Genomic DNA, 20,167 nt, shown 5'->3' on the forward strand with positions numbered 1-20,167 from the left:
GCAGGTATATTATAATGCCACTTCATTTTCGGCAGAGGCCGGGTTATGCGGGCTGTTCACTATTTCGATACTCAGGGTTACAGCACCATTAAAGCTCTCATTTTCTTCACGGTCATTCCATCCTAAATTTTTAAGCGCAAATATGGCCCCGGTTGATGATTGATAATGAAGCTTCTTTTCATATTCAGCTTCTATGCGTAAGCGTGCGCGTTTCAATATATCCCTAAATTCGCCGTTCTTTTCATATTCGTCATATTCTTTGCGGCTGTTAAAACCTAAATGCAGCATTAGTCCGCTAATGGTTGCAGGACTGTCAGCTTTAACTGAAGCGTTGGTTTTGGTACTTGTATCGTTAATTTCAGGAGATGCCTTTTTCAGGTTTTTAAAATAGGCGCAAATTTTTGTCCGCAGTTTCCCTGCAGAAGTAAAACAAGAATTCATAAGGTAAAGGATTATCGGTTGAACAACCAGGAATACAAATATACGAATAATTGCTAATGATTTTGGCATTTCAAAGAAAATTTTATTGAAACAGAAATATCCTCGTTAAATAATGTTAAAAACAAGGCTGGCAAATAATTTGCTTGCTAATGTCAGATAGTAATTGTTACTTTTATAGAAATTCATCTGCAGGTATGAATATAAAGAGGTTTACTCATTTTATGCTGACAATATTTCTGCTGGGTACAGCAGTGCTTTCTTCTTGTCGTAAAGATGAAGACCTGAATGCTTTTGTTGATAAAAAAACTGATTCAACTGCTATTTCATCTTCCATCGGAAGTTTTTTAGCTACCGAAGGTAAGTTAAAAGTAGTGCTTGAAGACAGCACTTATACTTTTGATGCCGCTGTTGATAGCATTGCATTCATAAAAGTTGATACTGCCGGAAGCGAATATTTTGGTATTACCGCCATAAATAAAGCGCACACTGTAAGTTTTGGAATCAGCGGCGCCGGAGCGGCGGTTAATAAAACCAAAGCTACTGTGGCAGGCGGGCAACTTCTTTTTAAACTGGATTCACAAGCCGTAGCCTACACCTTAAGCAGGCAAGCTCATAAGCTCGATTTAGGTAAACTCAATCTTAAAAAGTATAAAGAAGAAGAGGAAAAAGGTATCGAAGCAAAAGGGTCATTTACCACCTTCTTAGAAAAAGGCGCGATAAAGGATTCGGTGATGTATAAAGTTACAGGCAGTTTCGACCTTAAATTCTAACCTTATTCAGCCGGCAACTTTAAATTCCGGATTATAGATTAGGCCTATAATATTTCCCCAAGGATCTTTTACTGCAGCAACAACAATTTCTCCGCCGACGTTTTGTGGTTCTTCAAACGCTTCGGCACCAAGTGATAATAAACGCTGATATTGCTCATTCACATCGTTTACACCCCAGTAAGTTACAACGTTATTTCCTGAACTGCTTTCATCGGGCTGAAGGCCTAACTCGTAACCGGCGATGTTGTAACCTGCGTAAAAAGGTTCATCAAAATACGGTTCTGTTTCAAAAGTTGCGTTATACCACTTTTTAGCTGCAGCCATGTCAGGTACCTTATAAATAGTAGTGCGTAAACCCAGGAATGATGTGCTCATAACTTATCTAATTAATATTGCCATAATGAGGGATGATCGCGGTAATGGTTGATATTTTCTATGATTTCCTCAACTTGTTCAGTTGTCAGTTCAGTTTTTCCGTCTGCAATATAAGTAAATAAACGGCCGGGGTCTTCAATCACTATTTGCCCCATGTATCCCGGATCAGTTTTGCTTTGCAATAGAAGTGAATCCTCCCTTTCTTCTTGTTTATTATTAAATCCTTCGTCATAGTAAACATTGTACCGGTATGTGAGTACAGGATGACCATCAACATGGGCTTGGGTATCAGGTATTATCATTACCGGCAAATCGTTGTCAATTGTAAAAAATATGGGTACCATTTGTAATAGTGCAATAATTATAAAAGTAAAATAAGGGGTCATTGTTTAGGATTATTTAACAAATACGCAATACCGGTATCTGATATTTGCAGTGTAGGTGATTTAACCTATAGTTGATCTACAATAACACAGTGAAAACACGGGGACAAAAGGGAGACAATAGCCCTTTTTACAATAAAACAATTTTATTGTATATATGTCAACAATTTATTATATATATTTGCAAAGTAGTAACAAAATAGTGTGATTATGGAAGATATCATAAAATTCAGGATTTTTTTAAGCTTCCCGCTTTTTGGATTGCTTATACCCGATATGGGTTTGTATTTAACCGGCGCTTCCGCATCATTTGCAATGCCTGGTACCCATATCATTATAGTTGTTACATTATTAATATGTATAGCAGTATTAACTGCCGGAATTACATATTATAAACGTAAACATGAAATTACTGCCGAGCCAAATGGCAGTACTAATAATACTCCGGTATTCGAATTATAAAATATAAGCCGTTTATCGGCTTTTTTATTTTATATCACCCGGAAATTCTCTGCATTTACCAGCGGCATTCTTCGCTGTGTAACATAATAACTTTATGATACTGGTTGGCGTACCCAACCAAAGGGCGGTAACAATACAAACAGACCGGGGCAGGCCGCCTTTTGCCTTAAAATTAAGAAATTTCAAAAGATGATTAGCCTGCCTGCTTATCAGAAATATGGTTTCTAAGCTCGGCCATTTCAATTTCGTAAGTGCGCATGCGTGCGTGTAAAATATCCACTTCAGTACGCAGCATTTGTATTTCGGTTATTAGTTTAGCACTATCGGGCTTATTTATTTTTTTATCGCCGGTGCCAAGTATCAGCCATTCGGGAGAGTATTTAAGCTGAAAACAAAGCTTGCGGATAAGGTAGTAACTCATTTCCTGCTTCCGGTTAATTACCTTGCTTATAAAACCTTGGTCGACACCGATTGCAGAGGCGAGGCCCACCTGGCCGCCATTCTCGCCCACAATTACTTTTAACCGTTTTACAATGCCTTCATCTGTCATTACACTGCAAGTATAATAAACCTTTTTTTATAAATTAAAACAAACAGAAAAGCCCTTTCAATGCGAAAGGGCTTTTCTGTTATCAGGTGTAATAATATTCAATTACCAAATACAGCTATCGCTTTTTTCTCTTTAGCGCTATGTTTTATCAAAACGTCATTCATGTTACTTAAACGATCATAATATTGTTGAAGCGGCATCCTGCCTTCGTTGTAAGCGTGCATGGTTTCTTCAAGCCTGGCTTTTACTTTATCAAGTACGCCGTTGTCCTGTATGTTGGCTAAATTCTTTTCATACTCAGCCATTGTGGCTTTAAGTGTATTAAGTTGTTGCCCTGCCGATTTCATCATAAAAAGCGGCTCAACGTTATTCGTTTGTTTTAAAACTTTCTTAAGGCGCTTACGCTGAATACTATCATACTGTATCATCAAAATTATGATGACTACGCCGGCAATAACAAAGAGGTATAAATTATCCATGGCAAATTTTATGCTATTTTTCAAAGTTGAATACACAACTATGAACTGCTTCTTTTGTTTTACGATAATCGGTAGTAACAAGTTGCAAATTGCTAACAATTAATTTGTTGTATGCAATTGTAAATAGAAATGTTGCTCAAAAAACTTAAATGTTTGTGCAAAATAGATGTTACAAATTACATTATAACAACTTAAGCGATATATGCAAACCTTGCGTTCAGTAACTCATCAAGAGCGGCATTATACTCGCTCAAAGTCACATTGTTGCTAATATACTGATCGGTGATATACATCAGTTGTTCGGCTATCATATCAGGCCAGTCACTTTCAACCCCCTGTATATGGGCGTTATCAATACTGTATAATATGGCCCTTATTTTTTTATCGGCATCAATTAGCGTATTGATGTTGTTGCCGTTAAGAAACAAAGTTCCTTTAGAGGTTTGTCTTTTGTTTACTTCAAATAAAATTATTGCACAAATTAATGCGGCAATAACTGTAATGGTTAAAGCATCCATACCGGTTGTTTCATAAGTTAGGTTGCGCCTTTTTTAGGGGAAAGGTTCGCAGCTTATAATTTGGTTGATTATATTACCCAATTTAATCAGATGTTTTTTATAAATGCAATAGAATGTTGAAAAATCAACAAATTGTGGATAAGTTGCTGTCCTGTAGTGCGAATCACATGTCAACGCGCTTTTCGTAGCAGTAAAAAAGCATCCCCGGGCGTGATGCAAGGGTTATTGTGCCTTTATTGACATAGCCTAACGAAGGGAATAGTTTTGTTGTCGCCTGATTTTTAACGTTTGTGTCTGTCCGAACGTAATTTATACCTTTTTCTGATGCTATTACTTCAGCTTGTTTAAATAGCGCAGCAGCTATACCCATGCCCCTAAACCGTGGACTAACTGCAAGACGATGCGTTACTACTGCCGGTATATTTAAGTCGATTCCGGCTGCTGCATATTCAGGTTCGGGGCCGGTTGTAAAAGCGGCAACACCTGCAACTGTATCATTAACCATAGCCACCCAAAGCTGGTTTAGCTTAACGTCCTGCCGGAATATAGTGGGATTGGGATAGTTGCTATCCCATTGCAGGTTACCCGAGACTCTCATCATCGGAACAACTTCTGCAATAATCTGCATTATAGCCGGTATATCATTTAATGTAGCGAGGCGAAGTATCATCGGGCGAAAATAATAAGCAGGTACATTATAAACGTCCGCCTTGCGTCAAACTGTTAATGATTGTGCTTTTTATGAATATCCTTTACCAGGCAAAGCTTTTTTATTTCCGCTATTTTGATAGGGAAGGGGGCATACTTTAAGCGGCTGCCTATCATCTCTGTTACATTGTCTGAATGGGCTATTACTTCATCCGGGCTATCGCCAACAAGCAAGCGTTTGTACATGCGGTAGTCGCCCCATTCAATATAGTAAACTTCACCGGGCAGTATCTTTTTGTCATGAATAATCTTTAGGGCAACCCAGCAGCCATTTTCAAGGTAAGGATACATGCTATGACCCCAAACAGGGAGTGCAAAATCACAGTCTTCAATACCCGGGAAATTCATGTGCCCAACGGGCTGGGTATCATTAATGTCATTATACACTTCTACTCCTGTTGCTGTCGCTATTATTTCATACATCGGTATTCCCTCCACTAACTTCTTTCTTTCTGTAATTACTTCTGTATTTTCTTTGCTCTTGGGTGTGTCAATAAAATCTCTGTAAATATCTTTAAACGCCTTTAGCTTTTCTATGTCGATATTCTGCCTGCTTTTTACAATTTCGGTGATTGTACTTGCCGAATTATAGCCCAGTGCTTCCGCTAATTGTGCATTGTTTTGAAATGCTTTGCCCTTTAATTGAGTATATAGAATAATAAATTCTAACGTCTCCGGGCGAACTGTTTTAATTTTTCCAGGCTTTGAAGATGTATCCATGTAAAAAATATTTAAAGATTTTTCTTGATTTATAATAAAGATATTTCTTTATATTTGCATTGTTAAACGATGCTAAATTAAATATGTTCAATTAGAATCGCAAATTAAAAATACAGAAAATAAAGATTTTGTCACTTTTTAGTACAGATACATCCAGAAACAAGCCGAAACTAACAATACCAATTATGTACATCGCCTATTCAGCCCTGTGTGAAGCAGAATTACAACCGAAAGTTAAAGACATATATAATAAACCCAATCAGTGTTCACAGGCCGATGATGCAAAGCTTGAAGGTTATTTAGCAGCCTGTGCTAAATACCGCCATGAAATTGCTGCTATTCAACAGCATTTTCCCGGTTGGCTGCCTGAGTTCTAAAACTGCTTAAGTCTATTTAAAATCAAAACAAGCCGGCTAACCTAACCGGAGGGAACTGCTATGTCCTCACAAAAGCTGTGTGCTTTGAATAAGTATAAAAATTAAACCATGATAAAATTATCTCAAAAACTAAAAGATGAGCTTTGGTGGCTCATTATCTCTGTCGACTATGATTATAGCCGTATCTCTATTGCCGATTATGATATTACCGATGAAGTGTTAACGCTTTGGCTGGAAGATAAGCAGGATTTTAAGAACACTCTTGACGAGTGCCTGCAATTAACTTTGCCCCTGAGGCATTTTGCAAAGATTATAAAAGCGGAAGGGCTTAACAGTTACGAAGGGACAAAAACGCATCCTAAAAAGCAGTATGTGTACAAGGCGCGTATCGAAATCAATGAACCTATAACCTGGTACAATCATGACGCAAGTGCCAACGAACAGCTTTGGGCACGCGAGGCTATGTTAAAAGCTGTGCTTACACAACTGGTTGAAACAGAAACACATAATGTAGAGTGGTAACTGCTGCGGAATTAAAAGTCGTTATATAAATTTCTGAAACTGGTGCGCACGCCAAAGGTAAGCCAGGTTGTATTAACTGTTCCCGCATCGTTTGTTTGCTGGCGAACAATTGCTCCGGCCTCAACACGTAGGTTATAGCGCGGATTAACAATGTATGATATGGTACCTTCGGCAAACTTCAGGCTGGTATCAAAGCCTTGTCCCACAGATGTACCGGCTGCAGTAGTCGAATTATATGGCCGGGTTACATTTTTGCCGTAGTTATCTGTAGCGGTAACATCAATGCCGTATTTTGCATAGATCATTTTACCTTGAAAGTCAAACTTTCCTATTGAATAGTTAAGTATTCCAAGCATTTCCTTAAAGTTAGCTCCATAAGGATGGGCCAGCGGTTCGGCGTATGAGCTGTAGCTGCTTAGTCTTTCAGCGCCGGTATAAGCGTATGGATCAACAGTGTTGTACTCGAATAAGTAATTCAGATTACGTACGCCAAAAATGTCAGCACCGCGTACGCCCGCCTGATAGCCCTTGGTAGTACGTGAGCCACCACCTTCAAGGCCTTGTACCTTATCAAGTAAAAGCTGCGCGTAAACGGCATGCTTGTCAAGAAATTTGTATTTTGCATTAAAGCCTGCAATGCTATTGCCCGGCTGCTTTGATGAGCCAATTGAGCTTGCAAAGAAGATAGGATTTATAAAGTTAGCGTCGAACCCACGGCGAGTACCGTTATCGTCAGACTCAGGCACTACATAAGCGTTAAAGAAACCTAATGAGGCGCGGCTGGTGATGTTCCAGTCAATATAATGTATTGCCGTCCACTTGCGGCGGTTATTGGTATGAAGACCCGAATGGCTGTCGGTTTTTATGGCGTTGTGATCCTGCATCTGTGCCCATATAGCGGTATATTGTACAGGTCCCAAATCAGCAGTTACCCTGAAAAAAGGGTAGGGGCTGGCGTAGTCAGATAATAACAATGAGCGGTAACCATCGCCTATGAAATGCTTGTCTTGTCCCAGCGTAAAGCTCAACTGTTTAATTGGCGCATAGGTGATCACCGCGGTGACGTACGACCAGTCTTTTGTTTGTGACTGAGGTTCGCGGTCATAAGCCTGGCCCGGAACTATATGTAATGAATCAACATAATCCATTAAATAACCGGCAAAGCGTCCCTGGTTTTCATATCCGCTGGTATAAAAGGAAAACTTTTTGCCAATGGTGCCACCGGCCTGAAAACCGCGTGTATTAAGCCAGGTGGTACGTTTACCCTGAATGTCGCGGCCAATTGACAGATCGACCATGAAATCGCCATAGAAAGTAAAATCATCGGTTTTTACGTCGAACACATGTTCGTTAAATACCTTTCTTAAAAACCAACTTTTGAGGTTCGGATATTTAGCCGAACTCATTATCGAGTCATAACGTGGAGTAAGGGCACTGTCAATAAAAAACGGTTTTAAAGCAGTGTGTGCCTTGTTATTTACAGAAAACACATCAGCGTTAAATTTTTGATAAAACTGATATTGGTAAGGTAGCTGTGTGGTTTGTGAATAGGCAACGCCTGTAATAAGCAGCATAAAAGCAGCTAAGGCTATTTTACGGCATTTAATTGCGCGGGTAGCTTGCATGTGCAATAAATATGGGCACAAGATAGAAAATAGTAACCAAAATTATACAAAACCATAGCTTTATTTGCATTTGTAATTCAATCCCTATGGCATTGCCATAGGGATTTTTTGCTTTTGTTAATTGTTGTTAAAAATTGTTAACTCAAAGGTATTCGTTTAAAAAAACAGGATATTTACCGCATTGAATAATTTTTACAACTCCTGAACATGTCATACAATAAACTGAACAACCTGCTTGGTTGGCTTTGTTTTATTATTGCAGCCATCACATATGCGCTAACCCTTGAACCCTCTGTGAGTTTTTGGGATTGCGGCGAGTTTATTTCATGTGCATACCGCTTGCAGGTATCACACCAGCCGGGTTACCCGCTTTTTGCTATGATAGGCAAAGTGTTCTCGCTGTTATCATTCGGCGACCGTACAAAAGTGGCTTATTTTACCAACCTGTGCTCAGCTATTGCCAGCGCAGCAACGGTGATGTTTTTGTTCTGGAGCATCACCGCGCTGGCTAAAAAGCTTACAGCCGGTTTATACCGTGTTACTTCAAAAGCCCGATATATAGTTGTGATGGGAGCAGGGCTCGTGGGAGCGCTGGCCTTTACTTTTTCAGATACTTTCTGGTTCTCGGCGGTTGAAACAATTGTTTTCGCATTATCCATGCTGTGCATCGCCGTTGTTTTTTGGGCAATGCTGAAATGGGATGCCCGTGCCGACCAGCCGGGCGCCGACCGCTGGTTGGTGTTTATTGCGTATGTAATGGGCTTATCTATCGGCATACACCTGCTTAATTTGCTGACCATTCCGGCGCTTACTATGGTTTATTATTATCGCCGTGGTAAAGATATCACCTTTAAAAAAGGCCTTGGTGTGCTGTTGCTGGCTATTGTGCTGCTTGCTTTTGTGCAGTATGGCATTATCCAGTACACAGTAAAATTCAGTGGCTGGTTCGATCTTTTCTTTGTCAATACGCTTGGATTAGGTTTTGGAAGTGGGGCTTTCGTATTCTTCGCTGTACTGATAGGCACTATTGTTTGGGGGATATTTTACAGTATTCGCCGTAAAAAGTATTACCTCAATTTGGGCTTGTTGTGTCTTTCATTTCTTTACTTAGGTTACAGCAATTTTGCATATGTGCCTATCCGGGCTACTGCTAATCCAACATTAAATAACTCCCACCCTGATAATGCTTTTACACTTGCAGGTTACCTTAACCGCGTGCAATACACACCAAGTCCGCTATTGTACGGGCCTTATTTTGACGGCAAGTTTGTTGAGGCTAAAGATGGTGAAACCCTATATCGTAAAGGTGAAAAAAAGTATGAGGTAACCGGTAAAAAGCAAACCTACGTTTACGATCATAATACCATATTGCCGCGCATGTTCAGTAACGATGGCGACGACCCGCAGTTTTATAAGCAGTGGATGAACATGTCTGAAGATCACCGGCCAAACTTTGCCGATAACCTTGGTTTTATGTTCAGCTGGCAGATCTATCAGATGTATGTGAGATACTTCCTGTGGAATTTTGTAGGCCGTTATAACGATATGGACGGACAGCAAAACATGACAGCCCTTGATGGAAACTGGACCAGCGGAATCTTTGACGGGATGAAGCATTTGCCAAAGTCGGTAACGCATAGCACATCATATTCACCGCTGTATGGCCTTCCGCTTATTATAGGCCTGCTGGGTATGTACTATCATTTTAAACATAAAAAATGTGATGCGCTGATTATAGCATTGCTATGGTTTTTCACGGGGATTGCTATTGTATTATATGTAAACCAGCCTTCAATACAACCACGTGAGCGTGACTACTCATACGTTGGCTCGTTTTACGCATTTTGTATATGGATAGGGTTAGGTGTAGTGGGATTGGCGCACCTGCTAAAAAGCAAGCTTGATGAAAAGAAAGCTGCTTATATAGCCATAGCTGCCTGTTTAATCTGCGCACCGGTATTAATCGCTTGCAAAGAATGGCGCGGTCACGACCGTTCTACCAAAATGGTAGCGCATGATATGGCTTACAACTTTTTAATATCGTGCCCTAAAAACGCTATCCTGTTTAACTTTGGTGACAACGAAACTTATCCATTGTGGTATATTCAGGAAGTGGAAAATGTACGCCCTGACGTGCGCCTGGTTAACCTAAGCCTGCTTACCGGCGACTGGCTGGTACGCCAAATGCAGCGAAAAATAAATGAATCGGACCCGCTGCCTATTACTATGCCGTTTGATAAGTATAAAGATGGTGTGCGTGATGTGATTTATTTTAGCGATGCCGGAATAAAAGGTCATACTGAAGTTAAAGAGCTGTTTGATTTTATTACGTCTGACGATCCTGCAACACATGTTGAATACCAAAGCGGCATGGTGTCAAACTATCTCCCTACAAAACATCTAAAGCTAACAGTAAATGCTGATGATGTAATGCGTAACAAAGTGATAACACCTGCGCAAAAAGGTATGATGGCCGACAGCCTGACCTGGACCTATAATTCAAACCTGATACTTAAAAACAACCTGGCCATACTGGATATACTGGCGCACAACAATTGGAAACGCCCGGTATGCCTTGCCGTTACAGCCGGTTTAGGTAACCTGATAGGACTTGATGATTACTTATATCGCGAGGGATTTACCTATCGTTTACTTCCTTTAAAACCTGATACTACGCTTGATGACCAGGGCAGCAAAGTGAACACGTTGGTGATGTATAATAATGTAATGAACAAATTCAAGTTTGGAAATTACAAACATGCCCGCTTTTTGGACGAGCAGTCAGTTACTATGTTTTACCCGGTGATGGTGACTACATTCTTGACACTTGCTGAAGGCCTTGCCGCCGAAGGGCGCAATGACATGGCGCTGAAAGTGCTGAACAAGTTTGATGAGGTGATGCCTGATATTAACCCGTTTATTGATGTGGCAGCAAGAAAATCATTTATGGCCGAAACCGCTTACCGCCTTGGAGATCATAAACTGGGCAACAAATTTACGGGCTATATTTATAATTATTTAACTGACGAGATTGATTACAACTACAGCGTATTTAAAGATACCCCGAGTAGAATTGACGAGCGTATGGTACGCTTTGGTGTGCATATATTAGATAACATAACCCACTACACCAAAGCCTACGGCGAAAAATCATTAGCCGCAAAATTTGAGAAAAAAGCGAACGAGTATAAAACCAACTTTGCCGCGCTGGTGCCGGGCGGCGACTGGTAGTTACAGTTCGATGCCGTCGCCTACATCTAATATTTCATGAAAAGTGATGCCCTGCTTATCGAAATGCTTTTTGTAGTTGGCGTAACGCTGTTTAACAAAAAAGTCGCGCGCGTAACCGTCGTGTACAGGTAGTATCTGTTTTGGCTGCATCTTATCAGCAAAAGCGGCAATTTTAAGTTCGTTGGTAAATGGCGCCATGGTTACCAGTAGCAACAGTTCAATGCCTTTATATTGTGGCATTTCATCGCTTAAGGCATCTACAGGGTGCAGTACTTTACCATTAATAACAAACCCGGTCATTTCGGGTATCGGATTATCCAGCAAAGGTTCATGGGTGAGCGGGAAAGCGGTTAATGCAAACGGGCCGAGCGTTAAATCACCTGTTTCAACTATTTGATAGGCTATGCCATCTTTATCCATTTGCCCGCCTACTTGCTTGTTAGTATAAACAACAGCGTTATTATTCAAAGTAAGGATACTTTTCAAAATTTCCGCATCGTAATGATCGGGGTGGATATGTGTGATTACTATAGCATTTATACCTGTGAACATATCTGCAGTAACCCGCCCTTCGGCAAACGAAAATTTGGCCGGGTCGAACAACAGTTTATAACCGTCCTGCTCAAACAACAGGCACGAATGTAAGTATTTGCTGATCTTCATTTGATAACCTTATTTGAATCTATAACCTTATGAATGGGTAATGGTTTAATAAATAATTATTCAAACAACTCCTGTTCGTCGGTATAATATGTTTTGCGTGTGCCCTCCTTTATTTTGATCTCGGCGCCGTTAGGGCTTTGCTTCTTTTTAGCGTTGTGTATCAGCATAAAATCGCGCACTTCGCCGTTTATGATATCCGGATGCTTTTTCAATATCTGCTCTTCGGCATCCGTTAACACCTTCCGGATTACTTTTACAAGCTTTTCTATTTTACTTTCAGGAATCTTATTGGCTACTGAAAACGGCGATATCCTGGCATGCCACAAAATCTCATCGGCATAAGCATTACCAATGCCTTTTACAATGTGCTGGTCAAGCAGGATTGTTTTGATGTTCGTACGTTTCTTGCCTAAAATAGCCTTAAAGTATTCCGCATCGGCTTTGTCTGATAATGCGTCGGGCGCTTCGTTAGGTTCCGGGTTAAGTGTTGGCTTCGCGGCTTTTTGAAAATCAGTAAGTGTTAAGCCGGTATCATCAGTAAAAAGAATATCCAAAACAGCGAACTTATTATCATTCTTCCCCTTGAATAAAAACAACTTACCATGCAGCATCAGGTGCAGGGCAAGTATATCGCCTTTTGAAAATTCAATGTATAATTCCTTGCCTTCACGGTAAACCTTTTTAACTTCTTGCTTTGTAAGAGTCTCATTCAATTCCTTTTCAGAAATATTCAGCTTTGCTGAATCTGACTTGAGTTCCTTAACAGTTTTACCGGCTAATATTTTATTCAGATTATGGCTGAAGGCTTGCAGGTCGGGTAGTTCGGGCATGGCAGGGTAGTTTTGTTTTTAACAAATATTAGAATATTATTGTTAGATTCAATTAACCAACCAATCCTTACCATGAAATTGTCTGGTCTGTTATTATTTTGCATATCATTTCTGTTCGCAAGTTGTAATTCGCCGAAAAAGGATTTAAGTGATAATGTTGATTGGACATATTTACAGATAACTTCGGAGAGCAATTGGCAAATAACTATTGTAAATGGCAGTGCTTTTAGCAGATTAGTTAATCTTCATCACCGTTATGCGTTATCATCTGATACAAGCTATGTTAAGCCTGATACAACAAGACTTAAATTTTCAAATGATGAACGCGACAGCATCTACTATCTTGTAAATAGCCTAATTGAACGTCCGGCTCAAACAGACAAATTTTGTACTGAATTTGTAGGTAAGTTAAAATTATCTGTTTTTTACGGTGAGCAATTAGAGCGTACGTGCAACTACTCTTCAGTTTGTAACTGGAGCAGAATGTCTGATGAAACAGACAAACTTTATAAAATACTTAAAAGGCATATTCCCCAATTAAGTGCCGGTACCGATTAAACACTCTTTACAAATAACTCAGCCACCATTGCTTATGCGTCATTTTATATTTCATGTACCAGCGGCAAGGGAAGTAGAGAATAAAAACAATAGTCAACCATATCAAGTACACACCATATAACGGTACACCTACATCGCGTGTTATGATTTTTATGCCGAAGTATGCAATGCCCGCGAAGAAGAGGAGCAGGTAAAAATGCAGTATATAATAAAACAGCGGCACCCGCCCGTATACAAGCATCCAGTCGGTAAAGCGCGATTTTACATTTTCAAGTCCGGCAAGCGCCAGGTTAGCTACGCCTAAGGTAATAAGCAGGTAATCAAGTGATGGCGGATATTTTGTTACGTTGATAAACGACAGGAGGTTTCTCTCCAGTGACCCCTGCTCTTTCCAGGGCAAAAGGTCGCCATAGAAATTACCCGAGCGTAGTATTACAAACAATATCAAACTTGAGGTTCCGATAGTAAGTAGTAACCTTTTTCTTTTGGCTGCATCCATTTTAAATATACTGCCAAAAACATAGCCTACAGCCATTACGCTAATCCACGGAATAAGAGGATATAATACAAATACCCTGTAACCGTTATGGAAATCGGCTAAGCCCTGCACATGCAAAAATTGCCATAATATGGCGCCGCCTTCGCTAAAGTCGGTGGTTTTTACTTTATCGAAAGCGTTGTGACCGAATATTAATATCAAACCAAAAAGTGCTATCACCGGTTTAGGTAGCCAGATAAGCCCTGCAAGCACAATCATACTTACACCAATAGCCCAAATTACCTGTACGAATACAAAGTGAGGGTCAATCCTAACATTCCAGGCAAAACCAATAACAGTAACTTCAAGCAAAATAAGCCATAAACCGCGGCTGATCAAAAAACCGGAAGCCTGCGCTTTGGTACGGCGGCTTAACACAAACATTACACTTACGCCCGCAAGAAAAACAAATATCGGCGCGCAAAAATGAGTAATAAAACGTGTAAGGAACAAAGCGTCAGAGGCCCGGGATAAGTCGGTTGGGTTAACTGCATGCGGGCCTTCCTGCGGCATAAAGAAATCACGGGTATGATCGAGCGCCATAATCACCATAATGATGCCACGCAAAATATCGATTGATTCGATGCGCTTTTTAGGCGTTGCGGTAAGTGTTGAGGTCATGTTTAATCAAAAGTTTATGCAACTTACATATTGGCAGTTATACTTGCAAGTGGTTATTGCCGCATGAAATAAAATTGTATATTTAGTTGCCAATTACACTTAAATTAAACTTTAGGCGGATGTTTAAAATTTTAGATTGTACACTGCGCGACGGCGGTTATTATACCAATTGGGACTTTGATACCGCGCAGGTTGACACCTATATCCAATCGTTAAACCGCTTGCCTGTTGAATATATAGAGTTAGGGTACCGGAGCCACCCGATGAAAGCTTATCACGGCAAGTACTTTTACTGCCCGGTGTATGAGCTTGAACGCATAAAAAAGTTGAGTAATAAAAAACTTGCTGTTATACTTAATGAAAAAGAAGTAAGCGCTCAAAATGTTGGTGATTTGCTGCAACCCTGCTCAGGTTTGGTTGATCTGGTGCGCATCGCCGTTACTCCGCAAAATTTAGGTAACAGCCTTGCACTTGCAGAAAAGATAAAAACAGTAGGATTTGAGGTTGCACTGAATGTAATGTACATGTCTAAGTGGCCGCAACAAAATAACTTGCCGACAAACCTGAAACAGCTTGACGGGCTTGCCGATTACTTTTACATGGTTGACTCATACGGTGGTGTTTACCCAGAGGACGTTAAGCAAACTATAGCCATGGTGCGTGAGCATACCTTGTGCAAAATTGGCTTTCACGGGCATAACAACCTTGAGCTGGCGCTGATAAATACGCTTTCCGCGATTGATAACGGCGCTGACATTGTTGATGCTACCATTTTAGGAATGGGCAGGGGAGCCGGTAACCTGAAAACCGAACTGCTTTTAAGCGTACTCAACACAAAGCATCAGCTTCAGGTTGATTTTAATGCACTGGGCAACGCGGTTGATTGCTTTGAACCTTTGTTGCAAAAACACCAATGGGGTACCAACGTGCCATATATGATATCGGGCACCAATTCGCTTCCGCAGAAAGATGTTATGGATTGGGTAACTACACGGCTGTATTCGTTTAATAGTATTGTACGTGCGCTTCAAAATCAAAAGAATAACATCAGCGACAATCAAAAGTGCGAGTTGTTTAAACCGCAAAAACAATACAGCAAGGTACTCATTATTGGCGGAGGGCCCTCGGCTACCAGCCATGCCGACGCGGTTAAGCAATTCATCAGCCGGTTTGATGATATAGCACTGGTACATGCCAGTTCAAAAAATTCAGCATCGTATAAGGATTTGGATGTAGATCAGTTTTATTGTCTGGTAGGTAACGAAGGGGACAGGCTGGAAAAGGCATTCGCCCGGGCACCGTTTAACGGTACATGTGTGCTGCCGCCTTATCCCCGTAAAATGGGCACCTATGTGCCGCCGTTTGTTAGCGAAAAAGCTTTTGAGGTGGAAAAAGTAACTTTTACTGATAAAGTGACTGATTCGCATGCGGCGCTGGCATTGCAAACAGCGCTCGAATTAAAACCCAACGAAATATTTATTATCGGTTACGATGGTTATGCCGGTGGTATAAACGAAACTCAAATGACCCTGATACAGGAAAATGAATATCTGTTTGGTGAATTTGAAAAGTATGCCGGCATCAAACTGCAATCGTTAACGCCTACGCGTTATAAAAAATTAAACGTTTCATCTGTTTACACGTTTATATAAATGGAATATATCGTTGTTATTCCGGCAAGGTACAAGTCGTCGCGTTTTCCGGGTAAGCCGCTTATTGATCTGAAAGGGAAAAGCATGTTGCAGCGCACTTATGAGCAGTGCCTTAAAGCGGTTGACAAAAGCCTAGTTTATGTGGCTACTGAAGACGAACGTATTGTGCAGCATTGCAAAGATCACGATATGAATGTACTGCTTACCTCAGACAATTGCCTAACCGGGACTGACCGTATTGCCGAAGTGTCAAAACAAATAAAAGCAGATTATTACATAAATGTACAAGGCGACGAGCCTGTATTTAACCCTGATGATATCACAAAGATCATCGTCAGCCTGAAAGGGTATCCTGGTGAAATATTGAACGGTTATTGTGCTATTAATACCGAAAAGCAGTACCGTAGCTTGTCGGTGCCCAAGGTTGTTTTTAAACCTGATGGCAGTTTGCTTTATATGTCACGCAGCTCCATACCGGGTAACAAGGCGGGTAGTTTTGTTAAAGCATGGCGGCAGGTGTGTATTTATGCTTTTCCGTATGATGCTCTTCAGCAATTTGCGTCAACCTATCACAAAACACCGCTTGAAGAACAGGAAGATATTGAAATATTGCGATTTATCGAACTAGGGTTTGATGTGCGTATGCTTGAACTATCAGCCGATTCGGTAGCTGTTGATACACCCGAGGATATTGAAGAAGTACTTAAACGATTGTAATGCTGCAAAAATATAAAGTTATATTATGGGATTTTGACGGCGTGATTATGGATTCGATGCCTGTCCGTACCAAAGGCTTTGCCGAAGTGTTAAAAGATTACCCGACTGAACAGGTACAGCAGTTGCTTGATTTTCATGAAGTAAATGGTGGTTTATCCCGCTACTATAAGTTCAGGTATTTTTTTGAAAAGATCCGTAATGAAGAGATCACTGAAGAACAAGTGCTTGCCCTGGCTGAAAAGTTTTCGGTGATCATGCTGTCATTACTACAGGATGAGACTTTGCTGATACCTGATGCTTTAGGGTTTATAAAACAAAATGCTACCAGATACATCATGCACGTTGTATCCGGATCTGATCAAACCGAATTGCGTACCATTTGCGGTGCGGTTGATATTCAGCAATACTTTAAATCAATACATGGTTCGCCTACTTCTAAAATTGAACTGGTGCGGCAGATTATTGCTTTTAACGATTACAAGAAAAGTGATGTGGTTTTAATAGGTGATTCGGTAAATGATTTTGATGCAGCCGTTGCAAATGGGATTGATTTTTGCGGATACAATAACCAGCATGTAAGCGGCCTTTCGGGCAGCTACATTAATTCATTTGCAGATTTATTAAAATAAAAACCTTTACTATTTTAGCTCCTATGGAAGAACAGAACGAAAACCAGCTTAACATAGAACTATCAGAAGAAATTGCGGAGGGTGTGTACTCTAACTTGGCTATCATCACGCATTCAAACTCAGAGTTTGTGCTCGATTTTATACGGGTTATGCCTGGTGTGCCTAAAGCAAAAGTAAAATCACGCATTATACTTACCCCTGAGCATGCCAAGCGCCTGTTAACGGCTTTGGAAGATAACATTAACAAATTTGAAAATATCAACGGCCGCATTCGCATCCCTGAAGAAAATAACGGCTTCCCGATGAACTTCGGCGGACCGGTTGGTCAGGCGTAAACAAACATTATAGTTATTATATAAAGCGTCATTGCGAGGAACGAAGCAATCTCTAAGCTTTTAGGCAGGTTTGCGTGAGTAGAGATTGCTTCGTTCCTCGCAATGGCGCTTTAAAACAAAAAATCCCGCTTTAATATTAAAGCGGGATTTTTATAGAGTGGTCTAAAGCTTACGCCCAAAGATTCTCAGGATAAACACCTTGTGCCAACAGGTCAGAAATGCTTTGCTGTACAATTGGCTTATCTTCTTTATAAGTAACACCAAACCATTTGTTAGCGGTAGGAATCACTTTAAATTTAGCGGTACCTGATTTTATCAGTTCATCAGCAACCAGCGGTATAAAAAATTCGGCTTTAGGGTTGCTTTCGTTTGCTTCAACAAACGCTTTAAACATAGGCTCGCTTTGCTCAAAAACCGCAGGAGTGAAGCCCCAGAAGTTCATTGATACACGGGCATCATTTGGCAGCGGGTGTTCTTCGCCATTCTCTTTATAGGCAACGGTACCGTCTTCTTTAAAATAAACTTCGGTACGCTCGTTAATACCAACCATGTTGCCGTTTTCGTCAACTTTACAAACACCGCGCGATACTGAACCATTGTCTGACAAGGTTTTGTCTATCTGGTAGCCAATAAGCGAGTAGTTATCGTCAGCAACTTCAGTAGTGAGGAATTTTGCCATTTTTTCAAAAGCGTCGTAACCGTAAAAGTCATCAGCGTTAATTACACAAAATGGCTCTTTTACCTGGTTACGGGCTGCTAATACGGCATGAGCTGTACCCCATGGCTTAGCGCGTTCAATTTCTTTATCAATACCAAAAGGTTTCAGGTCGAAGCTTTGAAATACATAATCTGTTTCAATGCGTCCGTTAAGTTTTGGCTCAAATATAGCCTTGAACGACTCGGCAAACTCCTCGCGGATGATAAAGCTGATTTTACCGAAACCGGCTTTAATAGCATCATAAATAGAATAATCAATAATGGTTTCGCCGTTCGGGCCAAAGCCATCAACCTGTTTCATGCTTCCGTAACGGCTTGCCATGCCTGCGGCTAATATCAGTAGCGTTGGTTTCATTTTTTATGGTATTTTTAAAGGTTTTACAAGTGATGTAAGGTTTAAACTAAATAAATGTTTTTTTGCCGAAATTGTTTAGTTAATGTTAAGGTCGATGTAGTATTATATTAAATCGTTATTAATATTTCAATTATCAATAATTCAACAAATCAGCGGCAATAATAAAAATTTTAAATGGTTTTGCAGGTATTTTCGGTCATTTTGTTAATTGAAAATAATTTAGGTTAACTGTCTGATTTACAATTATAATGAATATTAGTTACATCACCACCTATAATGCCGAAGATGTTCACCAATGGTCGGGTCTTGGGTACTATATAGCATCAGCGCTAAGGCAGCAGAAAGCTGATCTCGACATGGTGGGTGATATAAATATTCAGGTACCGAAATATTATGATTTTAAGAGTAAGATATATGGCCGTTTAGGTAAACGCTTTCTGCCTGAAAGAGAGCCACGGCTTGTTAAGCAGGCAGCACGGCAGGCAGAAAGCCGTATAAAACTTTCAACCGATATAATCTTTTCTCCCTCAACAATACCATTGGCTTATATAAAAAGTAACAGGCCGAAAGTATTTTATACCGATGCAACCTTTGCCGGTATGATTGATTACTATCCCTTTCTTACCAATATTTGTGCTGAAAGCATCAGGCATGGAAACGAGGTGGAACAAGCCGCGCTTGATAGTTGTTCGCTGGCTTTCTATTCATCTGATTGGGCGGCGCGTTCGGCCGTTGAAAATTATAATGTAAATCCTGCAAAAGTTAAAGTTATGCCGTTTGGAGCCAATGTAGATGATAGTCGTGTACTTAGCGATATCCGGGCAATAGTTCACAAAAGGGACACCACAACGTGCCATTTGTTGTTTTTAGGCGTTGAATGGGAACGCAAGGGAGGCAACATTGCTGTTGAAGTTGCCAGATTACTTAATGAAAACGGATTGCCGACGGTTTTGCATGTGGCAGGTATACCTGCAAATGTCCTGCACAACAAGCCGCTATATATTATTGATCATGGCTTCATCAGTAAACATACTGTTGAAGGCGCGAACAAATTATGTAACCTGTTCAACCAATGCCATTTCCTGCTATTGCCCACTCGTGCCGATTGTACGCCGGTTGTTTTTCCGGAGGCCAATTCATTTGGCATGCCATGTATTACAACTAATACCGGCGGAATCTCATCGGTTATAAAAGATGATATAAACGGCAAAATGTTCACTTTGCAAACTAATGCGGCTGAATATGCGGCATATATACATAATCAGTTTCTCAATTATAACGCCTATCAGCAGCTTTGCCTCTCATCGTTTAACGAATATGATACCCGCCTTAACTGGAATGCCTCAGGCTGTGCCATAATGGATTTGTTAAAGGCATTATAAATTTTGTGC

Annotated in this window: 24 protein-coding genes; 11 read left to right on the forward strand and 13 right to left on the reverse strand. The window is 40.4% G+C overall.

The annotated features are described in order from the left end of the window. Positions 1–9: 9 nt before the first annotated feature. Positions 10–441 carry a terminase small subunit gene (locus tag EOD41_RS15175; RefSeq protein WP_164849950.1) on the reverse strand — a complete coding sequence of 144 codons (432 nt, stop codon included), beginning with the start codon at positions 439–441 and terminating at the stop codon, positions 10–12. A gap of 221 nt (positions 442–662) precedes the next feature. Between EOD41_RS15175 and EOD41_RS15180 the strand changes: the two genes are divergently transcribed. Next, a complete protein-coding gene (locus EOD41_RS15180; RefSeq protein WP_127706436.1) occupies positions 663–1,211 on the forward strand; it encodes a hypothetical protein in 549 nt (182 codons plus the stop codon). Between the two features lie 6 nt (positions 1,212–1,217). Here the strand turns inward: EOD41_RS15180 and EOD41_RS15185 are convergent, their stop codons facing one another. Both EOD41_RS15185 and EOD41_RS15190 read right to left on the reverse strand, forming a co-directional pair. Continuing rightward, positions 1,218–1,586, reverse strand: coding sequence for a VOC family protein (locus tag EOD41_RS15185; RefSeq protein ID WP_127706438.1), 369 nt, complete (start codon positions 1,584–1,586; stop codon positions 1,218–1,220). A gap of 11 nt (positions 1,587–1,597) precedes the next feature. Then, positions 1,598–1,930: a hypothetical protein gene (locus EOD41_RS15190; RefSeq protein ID WP_127706440.1), complete on the reverse strand. Its 333-nt coding sequence runs from the start codon at positions 1,928–1,930 to the stop codon at positions 1,598–1,600. Between the two features lie 249 nt (positions 1,931–2,179). On the opposite strand from EOD41_RS15190, the gene EOD41_RS15195 reads away from it, so the two are divergent. Further along, positions 2,180–2,431, forward strand: coding sequence for a hypothetical protein (locus tag EOD41_RS15195; protein ID WP_127706442.1), 252 nt, complete (start codon positions 2,180–2,182; stop codon positions 2,429–2,431). Positions 2,432–2,624: 193 nt separating this feature from the next. Here the strand turns inward: EOD41_RS15195 and EOD41_RS15200 are convergent, their stop codons facing one another. The 5 genes from EOD41_RS15200 to EOD41_RS15220 all read right to left on the reverse strand — a co-directional run bounded on the left by EOD41_RS15200 (position 2,625) and on the right by EOD41_RS15220 (position 5,406). Next, the gene (locus tag EOD41_RS15200; RefSeq protein WP_127706444.1) at positions 2,625–2,981 is read right to left on the reverse strand and encodes a hypothetical protein; all 357 of its coding nucleotides are present in this window, start codon (positions 2,979–2,981) and stop codon (positions 2,625–2,627) included. A gap of 98 nt (positions 2,982–3,079) precedes the next feature. Next, positions 3,080–3,460 (reverse strand): hypothetical protein, encoded by a 381-nt coding sequence (locus EOD41_RS15205; protein ID WP_127706446.1) that lies wholly within the window; start codon positions 3,458–3,460, stop codon positions 3,080–3,082. 191 nt (positions 3,461–3,651) lie between these two features. Next, positions 3,652–3,978, reverse strand: coding sequence for a hypothetical protein (locus EOD41_RS15210; protein ID WP_127706448.1), 327 nt, complete (start codon positions 3,976–3,978; stop codon positions 3,652–3,654). A gap of 163 nt (positions 3,979–4,141) precedes the next feature. Then, positions 4,142–4,648, reverse strand: coding sequence for a GNAT family N-acetyltransferase (locus EOD41_RS15215; RefSeq protein WP_127706450.1), 507 nt, complete (start codon positions 4,646–4,648; stop codon positions 4,142–4,144). Positions 4,649–4,701: 53 nt separating this feature from the next. Next, positions 4,702–5,406: a S24 family peptidase gene (locus EOD41_RS15220; RefSeq protein ID WP_127706452.1), complete on the reverse strand. Its 705-nt coding sequence runs from the start codon at positions 5,404–5,406 to the stop codon at positions 4,702–4,704. A 185-nt stretch (positions 5,407–5,591) separates the two neighbouring features. Here EOD41_RS15220 and EOD41_RS15225 point away from each other — a divergent pair, with 185 nt between their 5' ends. Both EOD41_RS15225 and EOD41_RS15230 read left to right on the forward strand, forming a co-directional pair. Then, a complete protein-coding gene (locus EOD41_RS15225; RefSeq protein WP_127706454.1) occupies positions 5,592–5,783 on the forward strand; it encodes a hypothetical protein in 192 nt (63 codons plus the stop codon). Positions 5,784–5,891: 108 nt separating this feature from the next. After that, positions 5,892–6,305, forward strand: coding sequence for a hypothetical protein (locus tag EOD41_RS15230; protein ID WP_127706456.1), 414 nt, complete (start codon positions 5,892–5,894; stop codon positions 6,303–6,305). A gap of 11 nt (positions 6,306–6,316) precedes the next feature. Here EOD41_RS15230 and EOD41_RS15235 read toward each other — a convergent pair whose 3' ends face one another. Continuing rightward, the gene (locus EOD41_RS15235) at positions 6,317–7,930 is read right to left on the reverse strand and encodes a capsule assembly Wzi family protein (protein ID WP_240663436.1); all 1,614 of its coding nucleotides are present in this window, start codon (positions 7,928–7,930) and stop codon (positions 6,317–6,319) included. Positions 7,931–8,137: 207 nt separating this feature from the next. Here EOD41_RS15235 and EOD41_RS15240 point away from each other — a divergent pair, with 207 nt between their 5' ends. Continuing rightward, positions 8,138–11,161, forward strand: coding sequence for a glycosyltransferase family 117 protein (locus tag EOD41_RS15240; protein WP_127706458.1), 3,024 nt, complete (start codon positions 8,138–8,140; stop codon positions 11,159–11,161). On the opposite strand, the gene EOD41_RS15245 is transcribed toward EOD41_RS15240, so the two are convergent. Both EOD41_RS15245 and EOD41_RS15250 read right to left on the reverse strand, forming a co-directional pair. Then, entirely contained in the window at positions 11,162–11,824 is a 663-nt protein-coding gene (locus tag EOD41_RS15245; protein ID WP_127706460.1) for an MBL fold metallo-hydrolase, read from the reverse strand. It abuts the gene before it with no gap. A 56-nt stretch (positions 11,825–11,880) separates the two neighbouring features. After that, positions 11,881–12,654: an Fpg/Nei family DNA glycosylase gene (locus EOD41_RS15250; protein WP_127706462.1), complete on the reverse strand. Its 774-nt coding sequence runs from the start codon at positions 12,652–12,654 to the stop codon at positions 11,881–11,883. A gap of 72 nt (positions 12,655–12,726) precedes the next feature. Between EOD41_RS15250 and EOD41_RS15255 the strand changes: the two genes are divergently transcribed. Beyond that, the gene (locus EOD41_RS15255; protein ID WP_127706464.1) at positions 12,727–13,212 is read left to right on the forward strand and encodes a hypothetical protein; all 486 of its coding nucleotides are present in this window, start codon (positions 12,727–12,729) and stop codon (positions 13,210–13,212) included. Between the two features lie 7 nt (positions 13,213–13,219). Here the strand turns inward: EOD41_RS15255 and EOD41_RS15260 are convergent, their stop codons facing one another. Then, positions 13,220–14,371, reverse strand: coding sequence for a DUF1624 domain-containing protein (locus EOD41_RS15260; protein ID WP_127706466.1), 1,152 nt, complete (start codon positions 14,369–14,371; stop codon positions 13,220–13,222). A 119-nt stretch (positions 14,372–14,490) separates the two neighbouring features. On the opposite strand from EOD41_RS15260, the gene EOD41_RS15265 reads away from it, so the two are divergent. From EOD41_RS15265 to EOD41_RS15280, 4 genes are read left to right on the forward strand one after another with little or no spacing between them, the layout of a single operon-like run. Continuing rightward, positions 14,491–16,023 carry an aldolase catalytic domain-containing protein gene (locus tag EOD41_RS15265; RefSeq protein ID WP_127706468.1) on the forward strand — a complete coding sequence of 511 codons (1,533 nt, stop codon included), beginning with the start codon at positions 14,491–14,493 and terminating at the stop codon, positions 16,021–16,023. Then, complete coding sequence (locus tag EOD41_RS15270) at positions 16,024–16,740, forward strand: 3-deoxy-manno-octulosonate cytidylyltransferase (RefSeq protein WP_127706470.1); 717 nt, start codon at positions 16,024–16,026, stop codon at positions 16,738–16,740. Further along, on the forward strand, positions 16,740–17,369 hold the full coding sequence (locus tag EOD41_RS15275) for an HAD family hydrolase (protein ID WP_127706472.1): 630 nt from the start codon (positions 16,740–16,742) through the stop codon (positions 17,367–17,369). The genes EOD41_RS15270 and EOD41_RS15275 overlap by 1 nt, the downstream gene beginning before the upstream one ends. Positions 17,370–17,392: 23 nt before the next feature. Further along, positions 17,393–17,704: a DUF3467 domain-containing protein gene (locus EOD41_RS15280; RefSeq protein ID WP_127706474.1), complete on the forward strand. Its 312-nt coding sequence runs from the start codon at positions 17,393–17,395 to the stop codon at positions 17,702–17,704. A gap of 169 nt (positions 17,705–17,873) precedes the next feature. Here EOD41_RS15280 and EOD41_RS15285 read toward each other — a convergent pair whose 3' ends face one another. Further along, positions 17,874–18,776, reverse strand: coding sequence for a nucleotidyltransferase family protein (locus tag EOD41_RS15285; RefSeq protein WP_127706476.1), 903 nt, complete (start codon positions 18,774–18,776; stop codon positions 17,874–17,876). A gap of 248 nt (positions 18,777–19,024) precedes the next feature. Between EOD41_RS15285 and EOD41_RS15290 the strand changes: the two genes are divergently transcribed. Then, complete coding sequence (locus tag EOD41_RS15290; RefSeq protein ID WP_127706478.1) at positions 19,025–20,158, forward strand: glycosyltransferase family 4 protein; 1,134 nt, start codon at positions 19,025–19,027, stop codon at positions 20,156–20,158. The last annotated feature ends 9 nt before the right edge of the window (positions 20,159–20,167 follow it).

Origin of the sequence: Mucilaginibacter limnophilus (genome assembly GCF_004005815.1) — a bacterium.
GTDB classification, from domain to species: domain Bacteria; phylum Bacteroidota; class Bacteroidia; order Sphingobacteriales; family Sphingobacteriaceae; genus Mucilaginibacter; species Mucilaginibacter limnophilus.